This is a genomic window from Bradyrhizobium liaoningense (assembly GCF_018130785.1).
GTDB lineage: Bacteria > Pseudomonadota > Alphaproteobacteria > Rhizobiales > Xanthobacteraceae > Bradyrhizobium > Bradyrhizobium liaoningense_A.
Genome location: NZ_JAFCJT010000016.1, coordinates 84,733 through 108,000, shown reverse-complemented (window position 1 = coordinate 108,000; position 23,268 = coordinate 84,733). Strand labels below are relative to the sequence as shown.

The window sequence follows — 23,268 nt, the reverse complement described above, 5'->3', positions numbered from 1 at the left end:
GATGTGAATATGAAAACGGCGCGTTTTCCGTGATGTTCCCGTTTGGTCGCGAGATGCCGCACCTGCACGCAGGAACGATCAGTCCTTCACGCAAGTTGATCCACACATTGGCCGAGTGGAGAATTGAGATGCTGAAACAAGGCGAGTTGGACCGCAGCGAGATGGGCAGGCTGATCGGCAGCGACAAGGTCGAGGGAACATCGGTCTATGGCGCTGATCGCAACAAGATCGGCGCGATCGAACGCGTGATGATCGACAAGGTCAGCGGCAAGGTCTCCTACGCCGTGCTCGGCTTCGGCGGCTTCCTGGGCCTCGGCAACGACCACTATCCGCTGCCTTGGCAGTCGCTGAAATACGACACGGAGCTTGGCGGCTATGTCACCGGGATCACCGCCAAGGCGCTCGAAGGCGCGCCGAAATACGGTGAACGAAGCGATTGGAACTGGGGTGACGACGCGGCAGTCCGTGGCATCAACTCGTATTACGGCGTCCCCTTCGCGTAAGCTGTGATGGAAAGCGAGATCCGATGAGCAAGGAACGGCCCACCGACGATCCCCGGCGTCAGAATGACTGGGGATCGCACGCCCAGACCGACAAGCCCTGGAAGGGCAATCCCGAGAAAGAGCAGAAGTCGGGCGAGACAAAGCCCGACCTCGAGAAGTGGCACGAGACCAAGACGCACTGAGCAAAAGCGCCGACAACGGCATTCGAGACGAGCGCGGCACGCACGGTGCCGCGCTTCTTTTTTGGGCAGTGCATTCACGAATAACAGCGGTGCTCCCCGCAGCCGGAACCATGCCTTGGCGCTGCGGTTAGGCTCGGGGCGCGCGAGCCGGCTCGAGCCGGCTTTAGCCGCCCTGCCGCCGGCTAATCCCGAGAAAGGTGTTCGCCGTGGATGCTCGAACGCGGGAGCGTGGCCCGTCCGCGGAACAGCCGCAGAAGGGGAAGGACGCTCCGAAAACATCTCCTGATCAGACCGGCGACGCCACGGACCAGCAGCCGGCGAAGACGCCAACGCTGCGCGAACGGCTTCGGGAGCATCGGCTGCTCGCCGCTGTCGGTGCCATCGTGCTGATCGCGGCTCTTGTCGGCGGTCTGCTCTATTGGCTGGAGGCGCGTCACTATGAATCCACCGACGACGCCTTCATTGCCGCACGCAGCTTCTCCGTGGCCTCGAAGGTCGGCGGCTACGTGACTGATATCCCCGTTACCGACAACCAGCATGTCAACGCGGGCGATCTCATCGCCAAGATCGACGAGCGCGACTATCGCATCGCCGTCGATCAGGCGACGGCGCAGGTTGCCGTCTCGGCAGCCAACATCGCGAATGTCGAGGCGCAAATCGACTCCCAGCAGGAGCAGATCAAGCAAGCCCAGGCGCAGCTCGAACAGGCCGAGGCCCAGCTCCGGTTCTCCCAGGAGGAATTTGCGCGCGCCCAGGATCTGGTCGAAAAGGGCGCCGGCACCGTGCAGCGCCAGCAGCAGACCCGCTCCGATCTTCAGGCGCAGCAGGCCAACACCGAGCGCGCCAGGACCGCGGTGACGGCCGCGCAAGTCGGCATCAAGACGCTGCAAGCGCAGCTTGAAGGCGCCAAGGCGCAGCTGGAGCAGTCGCAGGCGCAGCTCGACCAGGCCAAGTTGAATTTGCAATATACCAGCGTCGTCGCTGCGCAGTCCGGCCGGATCGCCAAGCTCAGCGGCGCCAAAGGCACGTTCGTGACGGCGGGGCAGAGCCTGATGATGTTCGTGCCCGACGAAGTCTGGATTGTCGCCAACTACAAGGAGACGCAGCTCAACGACATGCGTCCGGGGCAGCCGGTCGAGATCCGCATCGATGCCTATCCCGGGCGCAAGCTGACGGGACATGTCGATTCCGTGCAGCCGGGATCGGGCACCGCGTTCAGCCTGCTGCCGGCGGAGAACGCCACCGGCAATTACGTCAAGGTGGTGCAACGCGTGCCGGTGAAGATCGTGGTCGACAATTGGCCGGCCGATCTGCCGGTCGGTCCCGGCATGTCGGTCGTGCCCTGGACCAGGGTGCGATGACGGACACCGCGCGAGGTGACGCAGGCGGCTGGTCGCCGGAGCGCTCGGCTGCTGGCGGACACAATCCTTATCTCATCGCCTTCGTGGTCTCGATCGCGACCTTCATGGAGGTGCTCGACACCACCATCGCCAATGTCGCCTTGCGTCACATCGCTGGCGGGCTCGCCGTCGGCATCGACGAGAGCACCTATGTCATCACCAGCTATCTCGTCGCCAACGCCATCGTGCTGTCGATATCGGGCTGGCTGTCGACCGTGATCGGCCGCAAGCGTTTTTACATGATATGCGTGGCGACGTTTTCGGTCGCGTCGCTGCTGTGCGGCTTCGCCTGGAATCTGGAGGCGCTGGTGCTGTTCCGCATCCTCCAGGGTCTCGGTGGCGGCGGCATGGCGACCAGCGAGCAGGCGATCCTCGCGGACTCCTTTCCGCCTCACAAGCGCGGCCAGGCCTTCGCGATCTACGGGGTCGCAGTGGTGGTCGCGCCCGTGATCGGCCCGACACTCGGCGGCTGGATCACGGATACCTACAGCTGGCACTGGGTGTTCCTGATCAACGTGCCGATGGGAATGCTCTCGCTGTTCCTGGTCGGTACGCTGGTCAAGGAACCGTCGGGTGCGGAGGAGGAGAGGGAGAAGCTGCTGAGCAAGGGCCTGCGCGTCGATTATGTCGGCTTCGCACTCGTCGCGATCGGACTTGGCTCGCTCGAATACGTGCTCGACGAAGGCCAGCGCAGTGACTGGTTCGGCTCGAACGTGATCGTCTTCTTCGCGGTGCTCGCAGCCGTCTCGCTGCTCGCGCTGATCCCATGGGAGCTGACGCGCGAGGACCCCATCGTCGACCTCCGCCTGCTCGGCCGACGGCAGTTCGCTGCCTGCTTCCTGGTCATGCTCGGCACCGGCGCGGTGCTGATCTCGACGACCCAGCTCCTGCCGCAACTGCTTCAGACCGAGTTGAACTACACGGCCCTGCTGGCCGGTCTCGCATTGTCGCCCGGCGGCGTCGCTACCCTGGTGCTGATGCCGGTGGTTGGTCGCCTCGTCAGCACGGTGCAGCCGAAATACCTCATCATGTTAGGGGCCGCCATCGTCGCGTTCTCGATGTGGCATCTGACGGGGCTCACCGGCGACATCACCTACGGCTATGCGGCGCTGTCGCGCATCTTCCTCGCGCTGGGCCTGCCCTTCCTGTTCCTGCCGGTGACGACCGCGTCCTATGACGGCGTGCCGCCCGACAAGACCAACCAGGCCTCCGCGCTGATCAACGTCGCCCGCAACATCGGCGGCTCCATGGGCGTTGCGCTCGCGCAGACGATTCTGGCGCAGCGTCAGCAATTCCACCAGAGCCGCCTGATCGAGCACGCCGCGCCATCCGATCTCGGCTACCAGCAGACCATCGACGCCATGACACGCTATTTTCAGGCGCAAGGCTCGAATGCGAGCGATGCGGCGTCACAGGCGGTCGCCTGGGTGGGGAAGACCTTGCAGCAGCAGGTCGATTTCCTCGCCTATATTGATGTGTTCTGGACGCTTGCGATCGTCGCGGTGCTGATGATCCCGACGGCGGCCGTGCTGCGGCCGATCGATCTGCATGCGCCGGCAAGGGGGCATTGAGGGGCAATGCCATCAGTGCGTCTTTGGCGCAAGAGCGTATCCCACCATCGCTGTCATCGCCCGCGAAGGCGGGCGATCCAGTATTCCAGAGGCAGTCGGGGGATCCAGAGAGGCCGCGGCGTACTGGACGCCCCGGTCAAGCCGGGGCATGACACCTGTTACTCGGCGCCACTCACCCCAGCGCCTCCTTCCGCCCAGGCCCCGCATGCACATGCACCTGTTTCGCATGCAGCGGCTCACCGCATTCCGAGCACACCATCACGGGGTCGAACTGCTTGCCGCAAGTCTTGTGCTGGTGCAGCAGCGGTCGGCCGCGCTCGTCGCCCATGTGGGTGTCGCCCCAATGCACCATTGCCATGATGATCGGGTAGAGGTCGAGGCCCTTTTGCGTCAGGATATATTCGTAGCGCTTCGGCGCCTCGGAATAGGGGACGCGGCGCAGAATGCCGAACCGCACCAGCTTCTTCAGCCGCTCCGAGAGCAGATGGCGCGTGATCTGGAGCGAGGACTGAAATCCCTCGAACCGCCGCACGCGTAAAAAACATTCGCGCAGGATCAGCAGCGTCCAGCGGTCGCCGACCACGGCGACGGTGCGGGAGAGCGAGCAGGGCTCTTCATCCAGCGTGTCCCACTTCATGCAGCGATCTCCGGCAAAGGGTAGTAAGTCAGAAAAAGGAACTGACTTGAATGATCAGCGCTATTTCTAGCGAAGGCTACCATTCGCCCTCGTGGTTTGACAGTTCTATTTTAGAACTATAGCCTTCACCCCAATCACACATCGTTCTCACCGGAGGAGGCGACCTTGCCCAAGCGAAACGCGACAGCAGCTGTGATCGGGGCCGGCGATTTCATCGGCTCCGAGATCGCCAAGAAATTTGCCGCGGAAGGTTTCACGGTCTTCGCCGGACGTCGCAACGGCGACAAGCTGGCGCCGCTGGTGAAGGACATCGAGGCTTCAGGCGGCGAGATTCACGCGCGCTCGCTCGATGCGCGCAAGGAGGAGGAGATCATCTCCTTCCTCAATGACGCCGACCAGCACGCGCCGCTCGAAGTCTGCATTTTCAACGTCGGCGCCAACGTCAATTTCCCGATCCTCGACACCACCGAGCGCGTGTTCCGGAAGGTCTGGGAGATGGCCTGCTATTCCGGCTTCCTCGCGGGCCGCGAAGCAGCACGGCTGATGCTGCCGCGCGGCGGCGGCAACATCTTCTTCACCGGTGCGACCGCGAGCTTGCGCGGCGGCAGCGGCTTTGCAGCGTTTGCCAGCGCGAAATTCGGCCTGCGCGCGGTGGCGCAGGCGATGGCGCGCGAGCTTGGTCCGAAGAACGTCCACGTCGCCCATCTCATCATCGATTCCGGCGTCGATACCGAATGGGTGCGGCAGCGCCGGCTCGAAGCGCTCGGACCGGATGCGCTTGATAATCCCGATCTCCTGATGCCGCCGTCGTCGGTCGCGGATGCATATTGGCAGCTCTATCAGCAGCCGAAGAGCGCCTGGACCTTCGAGATGGAGATCCGCCCGTTCGGAGAGAAATGGTGACGGCGGCGCAAAAGCCCGGCTAGACTGATCCCAACCTAGGCAAAATTCCGGGAGGAGAACTTACGTGAAGACCGCGATCACCGAACTGTTCGGCATCGAGCATCCGATCATCCAGGGCGGCATGCATTTCGTCGGCTTTGCCGAACTCGCCGCTGCCGTCTCCAATGCCGGCGGGCTCGGCATCATCACGGGCCTGACGCAGAAGACGCCGGAGTTGCTCGCGAAGGAAATCGCGCGCTGCCGCGACATGACGGACAAGCCGTTCGGTGTGAACCTCACCTTCCTGCCGACCTTCTCGGCGCCGCCCTATCCGGAATACATCGCGGCCATCGTTGAAGGTGGCATCAAGGCGGTGGAGACCGCGGGGCGCAGTCCGGAGCAATACATGCCCGCGCTGAAGGCCGCCGGCATCAAGGTGATCCACAAATGTACCTCGGTCCGCCACTCACTGAAGGCCGAGCGCATCGGTTGCGACGCCGTCAGCGTCGATGGCTTTGAGTGTGGCGGCCATCCCGGCGAGGACGACATTCCCAACATGATCCTGCTGCCGCGCGCGGCGGAGGAACTGAAGATTCCGTTCGTCGCCTCCGGCGGCATGGCTGACGGGCGCAGCCTCGTCGCGGCGCTGTCGCTGGGTGCAGCGGGCATGAACATGGGCACGCGCTTCATCGCCACCAGGGAAGCACCGGTGCATCAGAACGTGAAGAACGCGCTGGTCGCGGCCACCGAGCTCGACACCCGCCTGATCATGCGCGCTCTGCGCAATACCGAACGTGTGCTGAAGAACGCCAATGTCGATCGTCTGCTCGACATCGAGCGCGAGAAGGGCGCCAAGCTGACCATCGACGATATCCACGACCAGGTCGCGGGCGTCTATCCGAAGATCATGCTGGACGGCCAGATGGACGCGGGCGCCTGGAGCTGCGGCATGGTCGCAGGCCTCATCCGCGATATCCCCTCCTGCAAGGAACTCGTCGATCGCATCATGTCCGAGGCGGAACAAATCATCCGCAGCCGGCTGATGGGGTTCCTGGACGGGACGGGTGCGGCGCGAAAGGTCGCCTGACACAGCCAAACTTCTTAACCACGGCGGCACTTGGCCGCTGGAATTGCGCGGGACGTCTCCTAAATAGGGGTAAATTACCCCTTCAATAATCAATTTCAGGAGGCGTCAGTGGTCCTGAAGAGCGTTCATTTGGCGGTTGCCGTTGCTCTCGTGTTCGCGGGTGGCGGCGTCGCGCGCGCTGACGACTATAAGCCCGGTGAGTATTTTGGCCTCGATCTCTCCAAGGCCGTGCTGTCGCCAAAGCGGCTCGGGCCCGAGACGCAATTCGCCCCGGTCGCGTTGGAGGCGAAGGGTGGTAACGAGGCGCAGGCGCGCGTCGAACCCATCGACGTGCCGAAGAAGGTTGCCGCCGAGCGCGTGCACGTGGCCGAGCCGAAGGTTGTTCATGCCAGGAGCGCCCAGCCACGCGGCGCAGCGCGCACCAAGCTTGCACATCGTCGCGGTAATCCGCTGGACGCGCAGGCGATGGACACCCGCATCCAGACCTGGCCGTGTCGCACCGGCGGCATCTGCAACTGGAAGCGCTAGCCGGGTCTGCCGCGTCATCCGGGCGTCGCAAAACCGTAGGCCCGGAGTCAAGAAACCGTCAGGATAGGAGTCAAACGGCGCAGGCACCTTCCGTCGCGATTCGACGAAGGTTTCCTGAATGGCAACGCTCCGCGCCTCGCGCGCATGGACCCGGCGGCAGTTCCTGGTCCGCTCGACTTCAAGTTTCGCCGTTGCCGCGCTCGGCACACTCGCAAAGCCATCCATCAGCCGCGCTGCCGATCGCCCGCAAATCGCGGACGGCATTCAGTCCGGTGATGTCTCGGACGGCTCTGCCGTGATCTGGGCGCGCGCCGACAGGCCCGCGCGGATGCAGGTGGAATGCTCAACCGTCGAGAGTTTCAAGACGATCGTAGCGTCAGCTTCGCGCGATGCGCTGCCCGATGCCGACTTCACCTCAAAACTGCTGCTGAACGATCTGCCGTCCGGGCAGGACATCTTCTATCGCGTGCGCTTCGACGACATCGCGACCGGCATCGCCGGCGAAAGCCGCGTCGGCCATTTCCGCACCGCGCCGGCCGCGGGCCAGTCGATCTCGTTCGTGTGGTCCGGCGACGTCGCGGGGCAGGGCTGGGGTATCGACATCTCGCGCGGTGGCTATCGCAGCTATCGCACCATGCTCGACAACCGCCCGGATTTCTTCATCCATTCCGGCGACCATATTTACGCCGACTGCACGATCCCTTCCGAACAGAAGCTCCCGAACGGCGAGACCTGGCGCAATCTGGTGACCGAGGAGAAAGCCGAGGTCGCGCACACGCTGGCTCAGTTCCGCGGCAACTACAAATACAATCATCTCGACGCGCATTTTCGCGCCTTCCACGCGGAGGTGCCGATGCTCGCGCAGTGGGACGACCACGAAGTCACCAACGACTGGTCCCCGACCGGCAGCTATGACGAGGCCGGCCACGAGGATGACGGCACCCCGCGTCTGGTCTCACGCGCGCGCCGCGCTTTCTTCGACTTCATGCCGATCCGCGACCTCGGTACACGGCAGGGCCGCATCTATCGCAAGGTCGCCTACGGTCCGCTGCTCGACGTCTTCATGATCGACATGCGCAGTTTTCGCGACGAAACCTGGAACAAGGGCGACGATCATGGCGGCTGGATTCTCGGCACCGAGCAGCTCGCCTGGCTGAAGCGGGAGCTCGCTGCCTCGCGCGCGACCTGGAAGGTGATCGCAGCCGATTTGCCGATCAGCCTCGTGAGCCTTGACGCGGTCGCGCTCGGCAATGGCGCGCCCGATCGGCGTGAGCACGAAATCGCTGATCTGCTCAGCTCCATCAAGCGCGCAGGCGTGCGCAACATCGTCTGGCTCACTGCCGACATGCACTACACCGCCGCGCACTATTACGATCCGAACAAGGCGCAGTTCCAGGACTTTGAGCCGTTCTGGGAGTTCGTCTCCGGCCCGCTGCATGCCGGCACCTGGGGACCAGGCGAACTCGACAACACCTTTGGCCCGGTCGCGATGTATCAGAACGGATGCAGCGCGGCGCAGGGGGAGAACCTCGCGCCGTGCTTCGGCCTGCAGTTCTTCGGCCGCGTCGACATCGACGGCCGCAGCGGCGTCATGACGGTGACGCTGAAAGACGTCGACAACCGGGACCTCTGGTCGGTCGATATCGTGCCGCAGCCGCAGGCACGCCCGGCCGTGGTCGCGCAGCATTCGTGAGGGACGGGGGTCTCTCCGCGTCATGGCCGGGCTTGACCCGGTCATCCACGCCTTGCTCCCCGCGCGAAGAACGTGGATGCCCGGGCATAGGCGAGCGGAAGCGACGCCGTCCATGGGACGGCTATGCCCGGGCATGACAGTGGAGAGGCATCGCGCCCCCCAGTGCTAACCCGATCTTGGTTGGCGGGCCTGCGCCTTCCGCGCTATATTGATCGCTCCCGCCATCTCTTTTCCATCACCGAAGAGTCTGTCCCCCGCGGCCTCACCGCGTGTTCGGCGGCTGAAATACGTCAGGAGTTGACCCATGGATAATCTGAAGACACAGGGCATCAGCATGCCCAAACTCGGCCTCGGCACCTTCCGCATGCAGGGTGATGCCTGCCGGGCTGCGGTCGAGAGCGCGCTGTCGATCGGCTATCGCCATATCGACACCGCCGAGATGTACGCCAACGAAGAACCGATCGGTGCTGCACTCGCCGCCGCCCGGCTGCCGCGCGGCGAGTTGCACGTCACGACCAAGGTCTGGCACGAGAACCTCAGCCCCGATGCAATCCGCCGCGCCTTCGACGCCAGCCTGGCCAAGCTCAGGCTCGACCATGTCGACCTCTATCTCGTGCATTGGCCATCGAAATCAGCGAACTGGGGCGCGGTGTTCGAGACCTTGATGAAGCTGAAGGAGGAAGGACGCACGCGGGCGATCGGCGTTGCCAATTTCACCACGGCGCTGCTCAAGACCGTGGTCGAGGACATCAAGGCGCCGATCGCCTGCAACCAAGTCGAATATCACGCCATGCTCGATCAATCGAAGTTGCTCGCCTATCTCAACGCCAGGTCGATCCCGCTGGTCGCCTATTGCCCGCTCGCGCAAGGACGCATTGCGTCAGACCCAGTGCTGACTGAAATCGGCGCCAGGCACAACGCGACCGCGGCGCAAGTCGCGCTGAAATGGCTGCTCGACCAAAGCGGCGTCGCTGCGATCCCGAAGGCTTCGCGCCGCGAGAGCCAGCAGGCCAATCTCGATGCGCTGAAGATCACGCTCGACGATGCCGACCGCAAGAAGATCGCCGCGTTGCCCAAGGACAGGCGTTGCGTCAATCCAGGCTTTGCGCCGGTGTGGGATTAGTCTCGCCGAACGTTTCGAGCACGCAAAGAAATGGCCCCGCGAGGGGCCATTTCCATGTTGCGTTGCGCGTTAGTCCCAGTGGTGACGATGGCTGCGCTTGACCACCACGACCCGGTCGCGATGGTGCCAGCCGCGATGCCAGCCGTGGTCACGATGCATGCCGTATTCGGCGCGGGCGCCGTACGGGCCGTGATGATGACCATGCTTGATCACCACCGTTTCCGCACTTGCCAGCGTCGGCGCCGCGATGACGAGTGCGCCGAGAGCCGCAACCACATAACCAAGCTTCTTCATGATGTCCTCCTCCAATGCAAATGAGAACGGCGCATGTGCGTGAACGTTCCGGAGGAACGGGAAGAGAATTCTGAATGCCTGTTCAGACAGAGCATGATCCGGAAAAAGTATGAAGCGGTTTTCCGAGAGATCATGCTCAAGCGTGATGGTCAATCGCAGCGTTGCTGTGGAGGTGTCGGCGCGCCTGTCGCGACGTACTTGCCGTCCCTGATCGTGTACACGCCGCGCTCGCTGCGATTGTAGATCGCGCGCAGGCTGCCGTCCTTCGTCAGCAACAGCCCGAACTCACGCGTCTGGTGCAGCGAGGGGAAGTACACCATCACATTGAGCAGCCCCTCGGCGTCGACCGCGGCGGACACCACTTCGTTCTCGTCTTTGGCTTCGCCGAAATCGCGCCGGTACATCACCCGGCCGTCCTTCCTGATCTCGTAAGTCAACAGCGAGCCCTTGTCGCGGTCGGGCCGAGCCGCGCAATCGACCGCCCATGAGCCGAGCAGGCCCCATTGCTCGACCGTCGCCGCAAGCGTCTCGGCGCGGGCCGCGGGCGTGAACGCAATCCACAGCACCGCCGCCGCGATCCAGCGGCTCAAACAACGCGTCATGTCCTGAAAACCCCGCCTCGAACAATTCCAAATGTAGCATCCCGCGCGCGATCGTCCACGCGAGCTATCAATCACGCGCGAATTTGATCCGCGTCAATGAGGCCGGCCGTATCAAGGGTAGGATGGCGCTCCCGAAGGCGAAATTGGATAGACCGATGCTGAATCAAGTCATGGATTTCGCGGGCGAGGTGCTGCCGGGGAGCTGCGCCGTGCCGCCTTATTCCGAGACCGCGTTCCTGGCCGAGCTGGGCGAACGCTTGAGGTCCTCGCGCGCGCGGTGCGAGCTGTCGCGCCGGGAGCTGGCCCGCCGCTCCGGGATTTCCGAGCGCTACATCGCCCAGATCGAGGCCGGCAAGGGCAACGTCTCGATCGTGCTGCTGCTGCGGCTGGCCTCCGCGATCCACGGCAGCCAGCCCCAAATTGCCTGATGCGAGCCTTAGGCCCGCTTCTCCACGTTGGCGCTGCGGGCGGGCACGCCGAACTCCTTGCGGCAGACCTCGGCCAGCACGGCGACGCCCTCGCGGATCTGCTGATGCGTTGGGCTCGCAAAGCACAGCCGCAGACGCGAGCTGGAATGCTTCTTGTTGGTCGACCATTCCGGTCCCGGATTGATCGAGACGCCTGCGGCAAGCGCGGCCTGATACAGCTTTAGCGTATCGACCTGGTCGGGCAGCTTCACCCAGAGGAAGATGCCGCCCTTCGGCTCCTCGAACTCGGCCGCTGTCCCGAACTGCTCGTTGAGGGCCTCCATCAGCGTGTCGAGCTTGGTGCGCAGCGCCTTCGTCAGCGCCGGCACGTGGCTCGAAAAATGCGGCTTGCAATAGGTAGCCAGCACCATCTGCTCCAGCGCGCCCGAACCGGCATCCGTCTTCAGCGCCAGCATCCGCGACATCACATCCCAGGGCGCGACGATGAAGCCGACGCGCAGCGCCGGCGCAATCGATTTCGAGAACGAGCCGATATGGATCACGCCGCCGTTCGGGCTCATCGCGTGGATTGCCGGCGGCCGCTGCCCCGACCAGACGAGGTCGGCATAGCAATCGTCCTCGAAGATGGGCACGCCGTATTCGGTTGCGAGCCGCACCAGTTCGGCGCGGCGGCTCTCGGGCATGATGCTGCCCGTTGGATTCTGCACGGTCGGTATGGTGTAGATGTATTTGGGACGGATGCCGCGGCTCTTCAGGTCGGCCAGCGTCGAGGCCAGCACGTCCATGCGCATGCCGTTCTGGTCGAGGGGGACGCCAACGACGTTGACCCCGAGCCGGGCCAGGCGGGTCAAGGAGCCCTGATAGCTCTCCTGCTCGAAGATCACGGTGTCGCCACGCGTCAGCAGCGTAGCGTTGACGAGGTCGAGCGCCTGGAGCGAGCCCGAGACGATCAGCAGATCGTCGATGGTGCAGTCGATGCCGGCATCGCGCTTCAGTTTCGTCACCAGGAATTCGCGCAAGGGTAAATAGCCCTGGGGACCATGCGCCAGCCCGTAGGTGGCGAGCGAGCGGCCTTCGCGTTGCAGGGCCGCGTTGGTCGCCTCGATCAGGCCGTCAAGCGGCAGTTGCTCGGAATCATTATTGCCGCCGACAAAACTGTATTTGGCAAGGCCCGTCCAGCGCGCAGATGGGGCCGGCAGCCCTGCGGGAAACAGGGGCGCGAAATCGAAGCTGGACGTCATGGGAGCGTTCCTCGTTCTGTTCTTGTTGAGCCAGCCGGTGTTGCGCCGGTCAGCCTGTTTTCCTTGTTGCCGGCCGCCCGAGGGGGCGACCTTACTTCTTGCCGACCGTCCGGGTCGGACGGCCCTGGCTGATGAAAGCGTAGTGCGCATTGGCGACGCCGCCAACCATCAAGGCCTCGACCACAGGCTCGGCAATCTCGCCCGTTGCGGCCCAGTCGACGAGGAAGTTGGCTCCGGTCCCGCCGCGCACGTCGTCGGTCGGGATGAAGATCGAGACGGTGGCCAGTGGCCTTACGGCTACCGGAGCCTTCAGATAGCTCTCGACCTGCTTGCCTGCGGTGTCGAAATAGGCGATGCGTTTGACGACCAGCGGCTGGGTCTCGGAGGCGTTGTGAATGCTCAGCGTCACCGAGAAGTCGACACGCAGCTTGCCCTGGCTCATCGCGACGCTGGAATAGGCGGGCACGTAGAACCCGCCGGACACGGCGAGTTCCTCCTTCGGCAGTGTGGTGAGCGAATCGGCAAAGTTTTGTTCGATATTGACCTTGGATTGCGCGGTTGCGGGCACGGTGCAGGCGAGGGGGCATAGCAGCATTGCTGCGAAAAGCCCTTTTCGCATGTGACGAATTGCTCGATTGCCGCGCCGCAACCTGTCTCTAGGGTGCGGCAAAACGGACCAATTTGATATGCACGAGCTCATTCGCGACATCACTCTCTGTATTCTGTTTGCCTGGATGCTGGGCCTGCTCGCCCATTTTTCGCGGCAGCCGCTGATCCTGGCCTACCTTATCGCCGGCTTCTGCATAGGTCCATTCGGCGCCGGCTGGGTCCAGTCGCAGGAATCGATCAGCGTCATCTCCGAGCTCGGCCTGATCTTCATGCTGTTCATGATCGGCCTCGAGATCGACCTGAAGAAGATCGTGCGCGCGGGCAAGGTGATCCTGTTCGCGGCGGGCGGCCAGCTTCTCGGCGGTTGCCTGCTCGGGGTGTTGTTCTTCGTCGGCATCGGTCTGTCGCTCGGCGGCGGGCATTTCGATGCGATCTATCTCTGCGTCGCCTGCGCGCTGTCGAGCACCGTGATCATCGTCAAGGTGCTCTATGAGAAACGCGAGCTCGACACGCTGCCCGGCCGCATCACCCTCGGCGTGCTGGTGCTCCAGGACATCTTCGCCATCCTGTTCCTGGCGGTGCAGCCGAGCCTCGCCAATCTCGAGGTCAGCGTCATCCTGCTGTCGATCGGTCGTGTCGCGGTGCTGGTCGCCGCCGCGCTGCTGGTCAGCCGCTACGTGCTGCCGCGCCTGTTCCACCAGATCGCCCGCCGCCCCGAGCTGATCCTGCTTGGCGCGCTCGCCTGGTGCTTCCTTGTCGCCGAGACCGCGGAACGGCTGTCGCTGTCGCGCGAGATGGGGGCCCTGATCGCCGGCGTTTCGCTCTCGACCTTCCCTTACGCGCTCGACGTCACCGCCAAGGTCACCACGCTGCGGGACTTCTTCATCACGCTGTTCTTCGTCGCGCTCGGCATGACCATTCCCGTGCCCGGCCTCTCCGTGATCGGGCTTGCGCTGATGATCGCGGCCTTCACCGTGGTGAGCCGCCTCGTCACCACCTTCGCGCCGCTCTACCTGATGAAGCAGGGCCTGCGCGCCAGCCTGCTGCCGGCCCTGAACCTCGCGCAGATCTCGGAGTTCTCGCTGGTCGTGATCCAGACCGGCGTCGCCGACCACCACATCGCGGCCGAGACGGCAAATGCGGCCTCCTTCGCCTTCGTGGTCCTGGCCGTGCTTTCGACGTTCGTGATGACCCGCAGCGACGAGATCACCCGCTGGGCGATCGGCCCCCTGAAGCGGATCGGCCTGCGCGACCTCGACCATGGCAACGGCCATGCCGAGGACGGGCACGAGGGCGGCCATGGCGAGGCCCGCCGCATCGTCATCCTCGGCTTTTTCCGTGCGGCGAGCGCGCTGCTGGCCGAGATCGAACGGCAGGCGCCGGTGCTTCTCGAGCAGATCACCGTGATCGACTTCAACCCCAATGTGTACAAGACGCTGCTGTCGCGCGGCCTGCATGTGATCTACGGCGACATCAGTAGCGCCGACACGCTGCTCCATGCCGGCGTCGGCAACTCCGAGATGATCATCCTCAGCGTGCCGGACGCGCTTCTCAAGGGCGCCAGCAACGAGAAGCTGGTCCGCCACGTCCGCACCCTCAACCCGACCGCCATGATCGTTGCAACAGCAGATCTTTTGTCGGATGTGGGCGAACTCTACGCGGCCGGAGCCAGCTACGTCACTGTGACCCGGCTCAGCGATGCTCATGAGCTGTTTACCGTGATCGAAGCCGCCCAGGCCGGGCTTCTGACCGACAAGCGCGCCGAGCTTGATCAGCGGCTCGGCGAGCGGCGGGAAGTGTTGCCCTGAGGGTATCCGGCCGCCTTCTTCCCGCGCCGTTCGCGCCTATATCCCTGGTATGCCCGGTGCAAGCCCACCCCCTGGGCAAGCCTGCCGTCCGGCATGTGTGGTTGCGCTGGGGAGACTAGCGCCCCGGCCCAAGTCCGGCTAAGCCTCCCGGCCATAACCGATAGAGATTGGGAAATGCCCGATAACGTTCAGGAAGTCTTGCAGGCCTTTGCCCGGGGTGAGCTCGTGGTCGTCACCGACGACGAGGACCGCGAGGGCGAGGGCGATCTGATCGTCGCCGCCTCGCTCTGCACCGCCGAGAAGATGGCGTTCATCATCCGCCATACCTCCGGCATCGTCTGCGCCCCCGTGACCACCGAGGATGCGCGCCGCCTCCGGCTCGATCCGATGGTGGCCCACAACGATTCCGCGCACACCACCGCGTTCACGGTCTCGATCGACTACAAGCCCGACGGCGGCACCGGCATCTCGGCCGAAGAGCGCGCCTCGTGCTGCCGCGCGCTGTCCAATCCCAACGTCGGCGCCAACGACTTCGCCCGTCCGGGCCACATCTTCCCGCTGATCGCCAAGGACGGCGGCGTGCTGCTGCGCTCCGGCCATACCGAGGCAGCGGTTGATCTGTGCAAGCTCTCCGGCCTGCCGCCGGTCGGCGTCATCAGCGAGCTGATGAACGACGACGGCAGCGTGATGAAGGGCGAGCAGGTCGCGCGCTTCGCCGCCCAGCACAAGCTCAAGCATGTCACCATCGCCGACATGATCGCCTACCGCCAGGTGCGCGAGAAGCTGATCGAGCGGGTCTCGACCTTCGTCACTGACAGCCCGATCGGGCCGCTCCAGGGCTATGCCTACCGCTCGCCGTTCGATTCCATTGCCCACGTCGCGTTCGTCTATAACGGCGTCGGCGACGGCAAGAACGTGCTGACGCGCTTCCACAAGCCCAACATCGTCAAGGACATCTTCACCGGCCACAAGCGCATGGCGACGGTGCTCGAGCACTTCAAGAAGTCCGGCCGTGGCGTCCTGGTTTACTTGCGCGACGGCGCCGCCGGTGTCCCCGTTGCCCCGCTGCCCGATGAGAGCGCGACCGAGGCGGACCGCAACCGCCAGTGGCGCGAGGTCGGTGTCGGCGCGCAGATCCTGCGCGATCTCGGCGTCACCTCGATCCGCCACCTCACCTCATCGGTGCACGACTACAAGGGCCTGTCAGGCTTCGGCATCGAGATCGTCGCGAACGAGCAGCTCGAAAGCTAGCGCTGTCATCCCGGGGCGCGCGCTGCGCATCCCCGGGATTCACGCAGACCCACAGATGTGCAACGCAATTGCACTTGTTGCCGCGGCGCTTTACTTTGTCGGGCAAATTTTGACGGAACCAGACGAAAGGACGTTTCATGAGCGTGCGCCCTCAGGCCAAGGACAAGCCGGTTTCGGCTTCATTCCAGTGGGACGATCCGTTCCTGCTCGACGAGCAGCTCACCGAAGACGAGCGCATGGTGCGCGACACCGCTCGCGCCTACGCCCAGGACAAGCTGCTGCCGCGCGTCACCAAGGCGTATCTCGAGGAGAAGACCGACCGCGAGATCTTCAACGAGATGGGCGAGCTCGGCCTGATCGGCATTACGCTGCCTGAGGAATATGGCTGTGCCAATGCGAGCTACGTCGCCTACGGCCTCGTCGCGCGCGAGATCGAGCGAGTCGATTCCGGCTATCGCTCGATGAACTCGGTGCAGTCCTCGCTGGTGATGTATCCGATCTACGCCTATGGCGACGAGAACCAGCGCAAGAAGTACCTGCCGAAGCTCGCCAGCGGCGAATGGGTCGGCTGCTTTGGTCTCACCGAGCCCGACGCCGGCTCCGATCCGGCCGGCATGAAGACCCGCGCCGAGAAGGTCTCGGATGGCTATCGCCTGACCGGCAGCAAGATGTGGATCTCGAACGCGCCGATCGCCGACGTGTTCGTGGTCTGGGCCAAGTCGGCCGAGCATGACAACCAGATCCGCGGCTTCGTGCTGGAAAAGGGCATGAAGGGCCTCTCCGCGCCGAAGATCGGCGGCAAGCTGTCGCTTCGCGCCTCGATCACCGGTGAGGTCGTGATGGACGGCGTCGTGGTTCCCGAGGACGCGCTGCTGCCCAACGTGTCCGGCCTCAAGGGCCCGTTCGGCTGCCTCAACCGTGCCCGCTACGGCATCTCCTGGGGCGCGCTCGGCGCCGCCGAGGACTGCATGCACCGCGCCCGCCAGTACACGCTCGACCGCAAGCAGTTCGGCAAGCCGCTCGCCGCGACCCAGCTCGTGCAGAAGAAGCTGGCGGACATGGAAACCGAGATCGCGCTGGGCCTCCAGGGTTCGCTTCGCGTCGGCCGTCTGATGGACGAAGGCAAGTTTGCCCCCGAGATGATCTCGATCATGAAGCGCAACAATTGCGGCAAGGCCCTCGACATCGCTCGTGTCGCGCGCGACATGCACGGCGGCAACGGCATCTCGGCCGAGTACCACGTGATGCGCCACGTCCATAACCTCGAGACCGTCAACACCTACGAGGGGACTCACGACGTCCACGCCCTGATCCTGGGACGTGCGATCACGGGCATCCAGGCGTTTTTCTAGTCGCAGCGTTCTTCGGCCGCGGTTAGTTTGCTCCGCTGTCATCGCCCGCGAAGGCGGGCGATCCAGTATCCTAGAGACCTCGCCTTCGCCTCAGGCGCCGCGGCGTACTGGATACCCCGCTTTCGCGGGGTATGACGACGAGGGTTGGGGCTGCAGTGCACAGGAAGTCCCATGTCCGATAACGACGACGTCCCGTTCAACCGCAACTTTCCGCTCAAAGCCGGTGTCGTCGAGGAAGTCCGTCCCGGCGTGCGGCGCGTGCTCTGTAACAATCCGAGCCCGTTCACCTTCACCGGCACGGTCAGCTACATCGTAGGCCAAGGCAAGGTCGCGATCATCGATCCCGGCCCGGACGACGAAGCGCATGCGGCCGCCCTGCTCGATGCTGTCAGGGGCGAGACGGTGAGCCATATCTTCGTCACCCACACCCACCGCGACCATTCGCCGAACACCGCACGGATCAAGCGGGCGACCGGCGCGCCTGTCTATGCCGAGGGCCCGCACCGTGCCTCCCGCCCGCGCTTCGAGAGCGAGAAGCACAATCCGGAGTCCGGCGCCGACCGCGATTTCGCGCCCGATATCAGGATCGCCCATGGCGACGTCGTCGAGGGGGCCGGCTGGCGTCTGGAGGCCGTGGCGACGCCCGGCCACACCGCCAATCATCTCGCCTTCGCCTGGCCCGAACGGAAATTCAACTTCGTCGGCGATCACGTGATGGGCTGGTCGACCTCGATCGTGGCGCCGCCCGATGGCTCGATGATCGACTACATGGAGTCGCTCGACCGTCTCGCCGCGCGCGAAGAGGATCTGTATTTCTCCGGCCACGGTCCTGAAATCCCGGACGGACAGCGCTTCGTGCGGTTCCTGATTCGCCACCGCAAGGCGCGCGAAGCCTCGATCCTGCACCGTCTCGCCAAGGGCGAGACCGACATCCCGACCATGGTCCGCGCGATCTATATCGGCATCGATCCCAGGCTGACGACGGCCGCCGGCTATTCCGTCCTGGCGCATCTGGAAGATCTGGTCGCGCGCGGCGTGGTGACGACGGATGGCGATCCCGTGATTGGCGGGACGTATCGAATGGCGGGCGCGTAGCTCTCCGGCGTCATTCCGGGCTCGGTCCTGCGGACCGCCCGGAATGACAGCGGCGCTATTTCTTCACCGTCTTTGCCGGTGCCTTCGGCGGCGTGACCGGCGTCTTCTTCACCGGTTTCAGCGCGTCGGCATCGGCGGCGGTGTTGAGATCGTCGATGAATTTTTTGATGCGCGCGGCGTTGCTGCCGAGATCACTGTCGAAATAGCGCGAGGCCGAGCGGATATCGACGCGGGAATCGTCACCGTCGGGTACGACCCGGATCGAGACGTCCTCGCGGAACCCCATGATCGGCGTCCGTGCCACCGCCTCGATGCGGCCGACGCGCCGCGGCGGCTGCGGCTCGCGCTCGTCGATGACGAGCCATTTGCGCTTGATGACGAGCTGGCGCGCGATCGCATAGGCCCGATCGACCGGGACCTCCAGCTCGATCGGCTCGATGTCGGGATAGAACTGGCGCTGCTGCTCGGCGGAATAGAGGCCGGCATAGACCGCGGGGTTGGTGCCATCGCCGGTGCGCACGTGCGCCAGCGCGTCGAAGCGCGGCGGGTCGATGGGATTGGTGGTGATGTCGTAGATCGGGGGCAGCTTGCGGTATTGCAAGGCGAGATAGGCGGGATAGGCGAGGATTGCGCCGTTGATGAGGAAAGCGAGCAGGATGCGCGCCATGCCGCGCGAACCGTTCTGCCAGATCGCGGCAAAGCCTGCGAGCCCAAACAGGATCGAGAGGCCGGCGATCGCGAGCCCGCCGAAGAAAGCCATCAGCGCCGGTTTCATCTCCAGGAAGTCGAAGCGGACGATGATGATCGAGACCACCACCGCCACCACCGCGAACACGGCCAGATTACGCGCCCAGCTCGCGAGGCTCGACACGGGCTCCGACTGATAGGGAGCGGAAAACCTGCGGGCCATCGGGTGAAGCTCTGCCGGGGTTTTGGGGGCGGTGTCGGCCGACCTGGCGCGACGATGAGCCGTTGAGACCACGGCCCGGGGGCAAATTCAAGGGTTCCGCATGCGCCCAGACCGTCATGCCCGGGCATAGCCGTCCGAAGGACGTCGTCGCTTACGCTCGCCTATGCCCGGGCATCCACGCTCTCCGTGCCGCGAGGCAAGGCGTGGATGGCCGGGACAAGCCCGGCCATGACGTTGTGGAGGCTTCAATGCGCCGAGCGCTCACACCCTCCAGGGGAGGGTGGCAGCATGTCTACGCCGCCGCGTTCGGGAAGCGGTAATCCTTGAACTGGTCGCGCAGTGCGGTCTTCAGGATCTTGCCGGTCGCGGTGTGGGGGATGCCGTCGACGAAGGCGACGTCGTCCGGCATCCACCATTTGGCGATCTTGCCGTCCATGTATTTCAGGATGTCCTCGCGGCTGGCCTGCTGGCCCTGCTTGAGCTGCACGATCAGCAGCGGCCGCTCGTCCCATTTGGGATGATAGATGCCGATCACGGCGGCTTCCGCCACGGCGGGATGGCCGACCGCGAGGTTTTCGAGGTCGATCGAGGAGATCCACTCGCCGCCGGACTTGATCACGTCCTTGGAGCGGTCGGTGATCCGCATGTAGCCGGCCTCGTCGATGGTCGCGACGTCGCCGGTGTCGAAGAAACCCTCCTCGTCGAGGATGTCAGTGTCGACGCGGTAATAGGCCTTGGCGACGGCGGGGCCGGAGACCTTGAGGCGGCCGAAGGTCTTGCCGTCCCAGGGCAGCTCCTTGCCGGCATCGTCGGTGATCTTCATCTCCACCGCAAAGGGCGCATAGCCCTGCATCTGGAGTACGTCGAGCCGCGCATCGCCCGTCGCATTCTGGAACGGCGGCTTCAGCGCCGCGACGCTGCCGATCGGGCTCATCTCGGTCATGCCCCAGGCGTGGCGCACGTTCGAGCCCATGTCGAGGAAGGCCTTGATCATCGAGCGCGGCATCGCCGAGCCGCCGCAGATCACCATCTTCAGGTCCGGCAGTTTCAGATTGTTGGCGGCCATGTGCTGCAGCAGCATCAGCCATACCGTGGGCACGCCCGCCGTGTGCGTCACCTTCTCGGTCGAGAGCAGCTCGTAGACGGAGGCGCCGTCGAGCTTGGCGCCGGGCATGACCAGCTTGGTGCCTTGCGAGGGGGCCGAGAAGGCGATGCCCCAGCTATTGGCATGGAACAGCGGCACCACCGGCAGCATTGTCTCGGACGCGCTGGTGCCGAGCGCATCGACATTGTTGGCCATCAGCGCGTGCAGCACGTTGGAGCGATGCGAATACAGAACACCCTTCGGATCGCCCGTGGTGCCGGATGTGTAGCACATCGCGGCGGCCGTGTTCTCGTCAAAGTCCTTCCATTCGAATTTGCCGTCGGCCTCCGCGATCCAGTCCTCGTAGGCCACCACATTCTTCAGCGTCGTCTGCGGCATGTGCGCCTTGTCGGTGAGCACGACGTAGCGTTCCACGCTGGGCAGCTTGTCGGCGATCTTCTCCAGGACCGGAACGAAGGTGATGTCGGTCATCACGATGCGGTCCTGCGCATGGTTGATGATCCAGGCAATCTGCTCGGGGAAAAGGCGGGGATTCACGGTATGGCAGATGGCGCCGATCCCCATGATGCCGTACCAGACCTCGAGATGGCGCCAGGTGTTCCAGGCGATCGTTGCGACACGGTCGCCGAACTTGATGCCGTCGCGCTCCAGCACCTGCGAGACCTTGAGCGCGCGCTTGTGGATTTCGCCATAAGTGGTGCGATGGATCGGTCCCTCGACCGATCGCGTAACGACCTCCTGCTTGCCATGAATCCTGGCGGCGTGTTCGATGATCCGGTGGCAGAGCAGGGGCCAATCTTGCATCAAACCAAGCATTCCGTCGTTCCTCCGAGAATTCGCTGGGCGGGTTGTCGCTCTCAGCGCTGGGCCAAAGAATTGTCATGAGTTTTAGCCTGCCGGACTTTCGCCGCAAATGGTCTTGTCGCGGCTATATGTCCGCCGGCGCGGCAATGGTTACCGCCGCTCTGGGGCTGTCGCTTGTGCTCGCCGAGAGGGCAGAGGCGCGAAAATATGCTTCGCCGCTGGATATCTTTGGCCTTGGTACACCACGGCCACGCGGGACGGCTCATTCCGCCAAGATGCCCGCCAGGATACCACTACCAAAGCCGCGTCCCGAGGAGGCTTCCAAAGCGACGGACAAGGCCCCTCCAGAGGCCGAAGAAAAACCTTCTCCCGGCAAGCCGAACGCCACGAAGCCGGCCGAGGCCGCGCCGCCGCCCGAGAAGCAGCCCTCCGCCTGCCGTCTCGCGCTGACGGAGGAGATCGCGGTCGCGCCGTCCATTCCGGACATCCGTGGCCCCGGCGCCTGCGGCGGCGAGGATCTAGTGCGGCTGGAAGCCATCGTGCTGCCCGACAAGCGCAAGGTTTCAGTCAAGCCGGCGGCGATCCTCCGCTGCAGCATGGCCTCCGCGATCGCCGACTGGGTCCGCAAGGACATGGTGCCGCTGGCCGCAGGCCTCGGCTCGACCATCAGCGAGCTCGACAATTTCGACAGCTTCGAATGCCGAGGCCGTAACCGCGTCGTCGGAGCGATGCTGTCCGAGCACGGCAAGGCCAACGCACTCGACGTCCGCGCCATCAAGCTCGCCAACGGGCAGTCGATCGGCCTGACCGACCGCAGCATGTCGCGCGATGTGCGCGAGCGCGTGCTGCATTCGGTCTGCGCGCGCTTTTCCACGGTGCTCGGCCCGGGCTCGGACTGGTATCACGAGGACCACATCCATCTCGACCTGTTGCAGCGGCGCAATGACTACCGGATTTGTCAGTGGAACGTCTGGGATCCCCTGCCGCAGGTCGCTCCGTTGCTGCCGGCGGTACGGCCCGAGGAGGCGCCGCCGCGCGAGGTCGCGGCCAAGCCTGAGGATAAGGGTGGGGCGGACGATGAGGAGGCGCAGAAATCCCCAGCGCCCGCGGACAAGTCGGCCGCCGATGGCAACAAAGCCCGTCCGCGCAAGCCGGCAACAAAAAAGCGCCGGTGAAACCGGCGCTTTTGAATGTCAGAAATCGGAGGCGATCAGTAGCTGCCCGCCTGGCCAGTTCCACCGGCGCCGAGCGCCAGCCGCGAATTGTAGGGCGAGTCGCCGTGCTTCGGCTCGAGCACCACGACGATGGTGCCGACCTTGACGCGGCTATAGAGGTCGATCGCGTCCTCGTTGGTCAGGCGGATGCAGCCCGACGAAATCGAGGCGCCGATATATTCCGGCTGGTTGGTGCCGTGAATGCGGAACAACGTGTCCTTGCCGCCGGAGTAGAGATACATCGCGCGGGAGCCCATCGGATTGTCCGGACCGGGCGCAACGTAGGTCGGCACGCCTAGGCGCGAAATCTCGCCCGGGGTCGGATGCCAGGCCGGCCACTCGGTCATGCTGCCGACCTTGGCAATGCCCGACCAGGCCATCGCTTCTTCGCCGACGGTAATGCCGTAACGGATCGCCTTGCCGCCATCCATCACCCAGTAGAGGTAATGATTGTCGGAATCGACCACGATCGAGCCCGGCGATTCCTTGCGGTGGTAGTCGACGATGGCGCGGCGGAACGGCTCGGCGACCGGGGTGTTCTCGTACCGGACCTTGGCGAGGAGTTCCTTGTCCTTCGGCTTGAAGGCCTTGGTGTCGGTCGCCTCAAAATGTGTGGCTTGCATGCAACCCGACAGCATCAGGCCAGCGGCCAAAACACCCAGCATAACTTTCAGCGACGACATGATTTGGTTCCAATCGACAACAACATGCTTTCGCGGAGCTTGAGCCAAGCCCAAAACCACGACTCCGTTGGTCCCTATTATCGTTGAAATCTGCCACAATTCCAGCTTTTCGGACCTTATCCCGCGCTGCGAGACCCAACCTGTGGCTTTTTTGCCGCAAGTTTTGCACTCCTGCGCTGGTTTTTGGGCAGGGGGACGCCGGACTGTCGATTCCGTGCCACGGCTGGGCCATGGCGCCGCCACAAATGCAAACGCTCCGTTAATGT

23 protein-coding genes are annotated in these 23,268 nt (G+C 64.3%); 15 read left to right on the top strand and 8 right to left on the bottom strand.

Annotated features, from left to right (window positions below):
• Positions 1 to 128 precede the first annotated feature (128 nt).
• From JQ627_RS26770 to JQ627_RS26755, 4 genes are all read left to right on the top strand, one after another.
• Positions 129 to 503: a PRC-barrel domain-containing protein gene (locus tag JQ627_RS26770; protein WP_212487068.1), complete on the top strand. Its 375-nt coding sequence runs from the start codon at positions 129 to 131 to the stop codon at positions 501 to 503.
• Between the two features lie 23 nt (positions 504 to 526).
• Positions 527 to 685: a hypothetical protein gene (locus tag JQ627_RS26765; protein WP_212487067.1), complete on the top strand. Its 159-nt coding sequence runs from the start codon at positions 527 to 529 to the stop codon at positions 683 to 685.
• A 206-nt stretch (positions 686 to 891) separates the two neighbouring features.
• Positions 892 to 2,046 carry an HlyD family secretion protein gene (locus JQ627_RS26760; RefSeq protein WP_212487066.1) on the top strand — a complete coding sequence of 385 codons (1,155 nt, stop codon included), beginning with the start codon at positions 892 to 894 and terminating at the stop codon, positions 2,044 to 2,046.
• Positions 2,043 to 3,656 (top strand): DHA2 family efflux MFS transporter permease subunit, encoded by a 1,614-nt coding sequence (locus tag JQ627_RS26755; RefSeq protein ID WP_212487065.1) that lies wholly within the window; start codon positions 2,043 to 2,045, stop codon positions 3,654 to 3,656. Before JQ627_RS26760 ends, JQ627_RS26755 begins: the two co-directional genes overlap by 4 nt.
• Positions 3,657 to 3,828: 172 nt before the next feature.
• On the opposite strand, the gene JQ627_RS26750 is transcribed toward JQ627_RS26755, so the two are convergent.
• On the bottom strand, positions 3,829 to 4,293 hold the full coding sequence (locus tag JQ627_RS26750) for a helix-turn-helix domain-containing protein (protein ID WP_212487064.1): 465 nt from the start codon (positions 4,291 to 4,293) through the stop codon (positions 3,829 to 3,831).
• A gap of 165 nt (positions 4,294 to 4,458) precedes the next feature.
• On the opposite strand from JQ627_RS26750, the gene JQ627_RS26745 reads away from it, so the two are divergent.
• The 5 genes from JQ627_RS26745 to JQ627_RS26725 all read left to right on the top strand — a co-directional run bounded on the left by JQ627_RS26745 (position 4,459) and on the right by JQ627_RS26725 (position 9,606).
• Complete coding sequence (locus JQ627_RS26745) at positions 4,459 to 5,196, top strand: SDR family oxidoreductase (protein WP_212487063.1); 738 nt, start codon at positions 4,459 to 4,461, stop codon at positions 5,194 to 5,196.
• 64 nt (positions 5,197 to 5,260) lie between these two features.
• Positions 5,261 to 6,262, top strand: a complete 1,002-nt coding sequence (locus JQ627_RS26740) for a nitronate monooxygenase family protein (RefSeq protein WP_212487062.1) — start codon at positions 5,261 to 5,263, stop codon at positions 6,260 to 6,262.
• A gap of 108 nt (positions 6,263 to 6,370) precedes the next feature.
• Entirely contained in the window at positions 6,371 to 6,790 is a 420-nt protein-coding gene (locus JQ627_RS26735; protein ID WP_212487061.1) for a hypothetical protein, read from the top strand.
• Positions 6,791 to 6,908: 118 nt separating this feature from the next.
• The gene (locus tag JQ627_RS26730; RefSeq protein ID WP_212487060.1) at positions 6,909 to 8,483 is read left to right on the top strand and encodes an alkaline phosphatase; all 1,575 of its coding nucleotides are present in this window, start codon (positions 6,909 to 6,911) and stop codon (positions 8,481 to 8,483) included.
• A 304-nt stretch (positions 8,484 to 8,787) separates the two neighbouring features.
• The gene (locus JQ627_RS26725) at positions 8,788 to 9,606 is read left to right on the top strand and encodes an aldo/keto reductase (protein WP_212487059.1); all 819 of its coding nucleotides are present in this window, start codon (positions 8,788 to 8,790) and stop codon (positions 9,604 to 9,606) included.
• Between the two features lie 69 nt (positions 9,607 to 9,675).
• Here the strand turns inward: JQ627_RS26725 and JQ627_RS26720 are convergent, their stop codons facing one another.
• Both JQ627_RS26720 and JQ627_RS26715 read right to left on the bottom strand, forming a co-directional pair.
• Complete coding sequence (locus JQ627_RS26720) at positions 9,676 to 9,900, bottom strand: hypothetical protein (RefSeq protein ID WP_212487183.1); 225 nt, start codon at positions 9,898 to 9,900, stop codon at positions 9,676 to 9,678.
• 149 nt (positions 9,901 to 10,049) lie between these two features.
• Positions 10,050 to 10,502, bottom strand: coding sequence for a hypothetical protein (locus tag JQ627_RS26715; protein ID WP_212487058.1), 453 nt, complete (start codon positions 10,500 to 10,502; stop codon positions 10,050 to 10,052).
• A gap of 155 nt (positions 10,503 to 10,657) precedes the next feature.
• Between JQ627_RS26715 and JQ627_RS26710 the strand changes: the two genes are divergently transcribed.
• Complete coding sequence (locus JQ627_RS26710; RefSeq protein ID WP_212487057.1) at positions 10,658 to 10,930, top strand: helix-turn-helix domain-containing protein; 273 nt, start codon at positions 10,658 to 10,660, stop codon at positions 10,928 to 10,930.
• Positions 10,931 to 10,938: 8 nt separating this feature from the next.
• Here the strand turns inward: JQ627_RS26710 and JQ627_RS26705 are convergent, their stop codons facing one another.
• Together JQ627_RS26705 and JQ627_RS26700 are read right to left on the bottom strand one after the other, a co-directional pair.
• Positions 10,939 to 12,171, bottom strand: a complete 1,233-nt coding sequence (locus tag JQ627_RS26705; RefSeq protein ID WP_212487056.1) for a PLP-dependent aminotransferase family protein — start codon at positions 12,169 to 12,171, stop codon at positions 10,939 to 10,941.
• Between the two features lie 91 nt (positions 12,172 to 12,262).
• The gene (locus JQ627_RS26700; RefSeq protein ID WP_212487055.1) at positions 12,263 to 12,790 is read right to left on the bottom strand and encodes a DUF3124 domain-containing protein; all 528 of its coding nucleotides are present in this window, start codon (positions 12,788 to 12,790) and stop codon (positions 12,263 to 12,265) included.
• A 67-nt stretch (positions 12,791 to 12,857) separates the two neighbouring features.
• Between JQ627_RS26700 and JQ627_RS26695 the strand changes: the two genes are divergently transcribed.
• From JQ627_RS26695 to JQ627_RS26680, 4 genes are all read left to right on the top strand, one after another.
• Positions 12,858 to 14,588, top strand: coding sequence for a cation:proton antiporter (locus JQ627_RS26695; protein WP_212487054.1), 1,731 nt, complete (start codon positions 12,858 to 12,860; stop codon positions 14,586 to 14,588).
• 174 nt (positions 14,589 to 14,762) lie between these two features.
• The gene (gene ribB, locus JQ627_RS26690; protein WP_212487053.1) at positions 14,763 to 15,839 is read left to right on the top strand and encodes a 3,4-dihydroxy-2-butanone-4-phosphate synthase; all 1,077 of its coding nucleotides are present in this window, start codon (positions 14,763 to 14,765) and stop codon (positions 15,837 to 15,839) included.
• 137 nt (positions 15,840 to 15,976) lie between these two features.
• Positions 15,977 to 17,191, top strand: a complete 1,215-nt coding sequence (locus tag JQ627_RS26685; RefSeq protein WP_212487052.1) for an acyl-CoA dehydrogenase — start codon at positions 15,977 to 15,979, stop codon at positions 17,189 to 17,191.
• Positions 17,192 to 17,362: 171 nt separating this feature from the next.
• Positions 17,363 to 18,286: an MBL fold metallo-hydrolase gene (locus tag JQ627_RS26680; RefSeq protein ID WP_212487051.1), complete on the top strand. Its 924-nt coding sequence runs from the start codon at positions 17,363 to 17,365 to the stop codon at positions 18,284 to 18,286.
• 55 nt (positions 18,287 to 18,341) lie between these two features.
• Here JQ627_RS26680 and JQ627_RS26675 read toward each other — a convergent pair whose 3' ends face one another.
• Together JQ627_RS26675 and JQ627_RS26670 are read right to left on the bottom strand one after the other, a co-directional pair.
• On the bottom strand, positions 18,342 to 19,196 hold the full coding sequence (locus tag JQ627_RS26675) for a DUF1499 domain-containing protein (protein ID WP_212487050.1): 855 nt from the start codon (positions 19,194 to 19,196) through the stop codon (positions 18,342 to 18,344).
• Between the two features lie 292 nt (positions 19,197 to 19,488).
• A complete protein-coding gene (locus JQ627_RS26670) occupies positions 19,489 to 21,117 on the bottom strand; it encodes a fatty-acid--CoA ligase (protein WP_212487049.1) in 1,629 nt (542 codons plus the stop codon).
• Positions 21,118 to 21,182: 65 nt separating this feature from the next.
• On the opposite strand from JQ627_RS26670, the gene JQ627_RS26665 reads away from it, so the two are divergent.
• A complete protein-coding gene (locus JQ627_RS26665) occupies positions 21,183 to 22,280 on the top strand; it encodes an extensin family protein (protein ID WP_212487048.1) in 1,098 nt (365 codons plus the stop codon).
• A 35-nt stretch (positions 22,281 to 22,315) separates the two neighbouring features.
• Here JQ627_RS26665 and JQ627_RS26660 read toward each other — a convergent pair whose 3' ends face one another.
• A complete protein-coding gene (locus JQ627_RS26660) occupies positions 22,316 to 23,002 on the bottom strand; it encodes a L,D-transpeptidase (RefSeq protein ID WP_212487047.1) in 687 nt (228 codons plus the stop codon).
• Between the last annotated feature and the right edge of the window lie 266 nt (positions 23,003 to 23,268).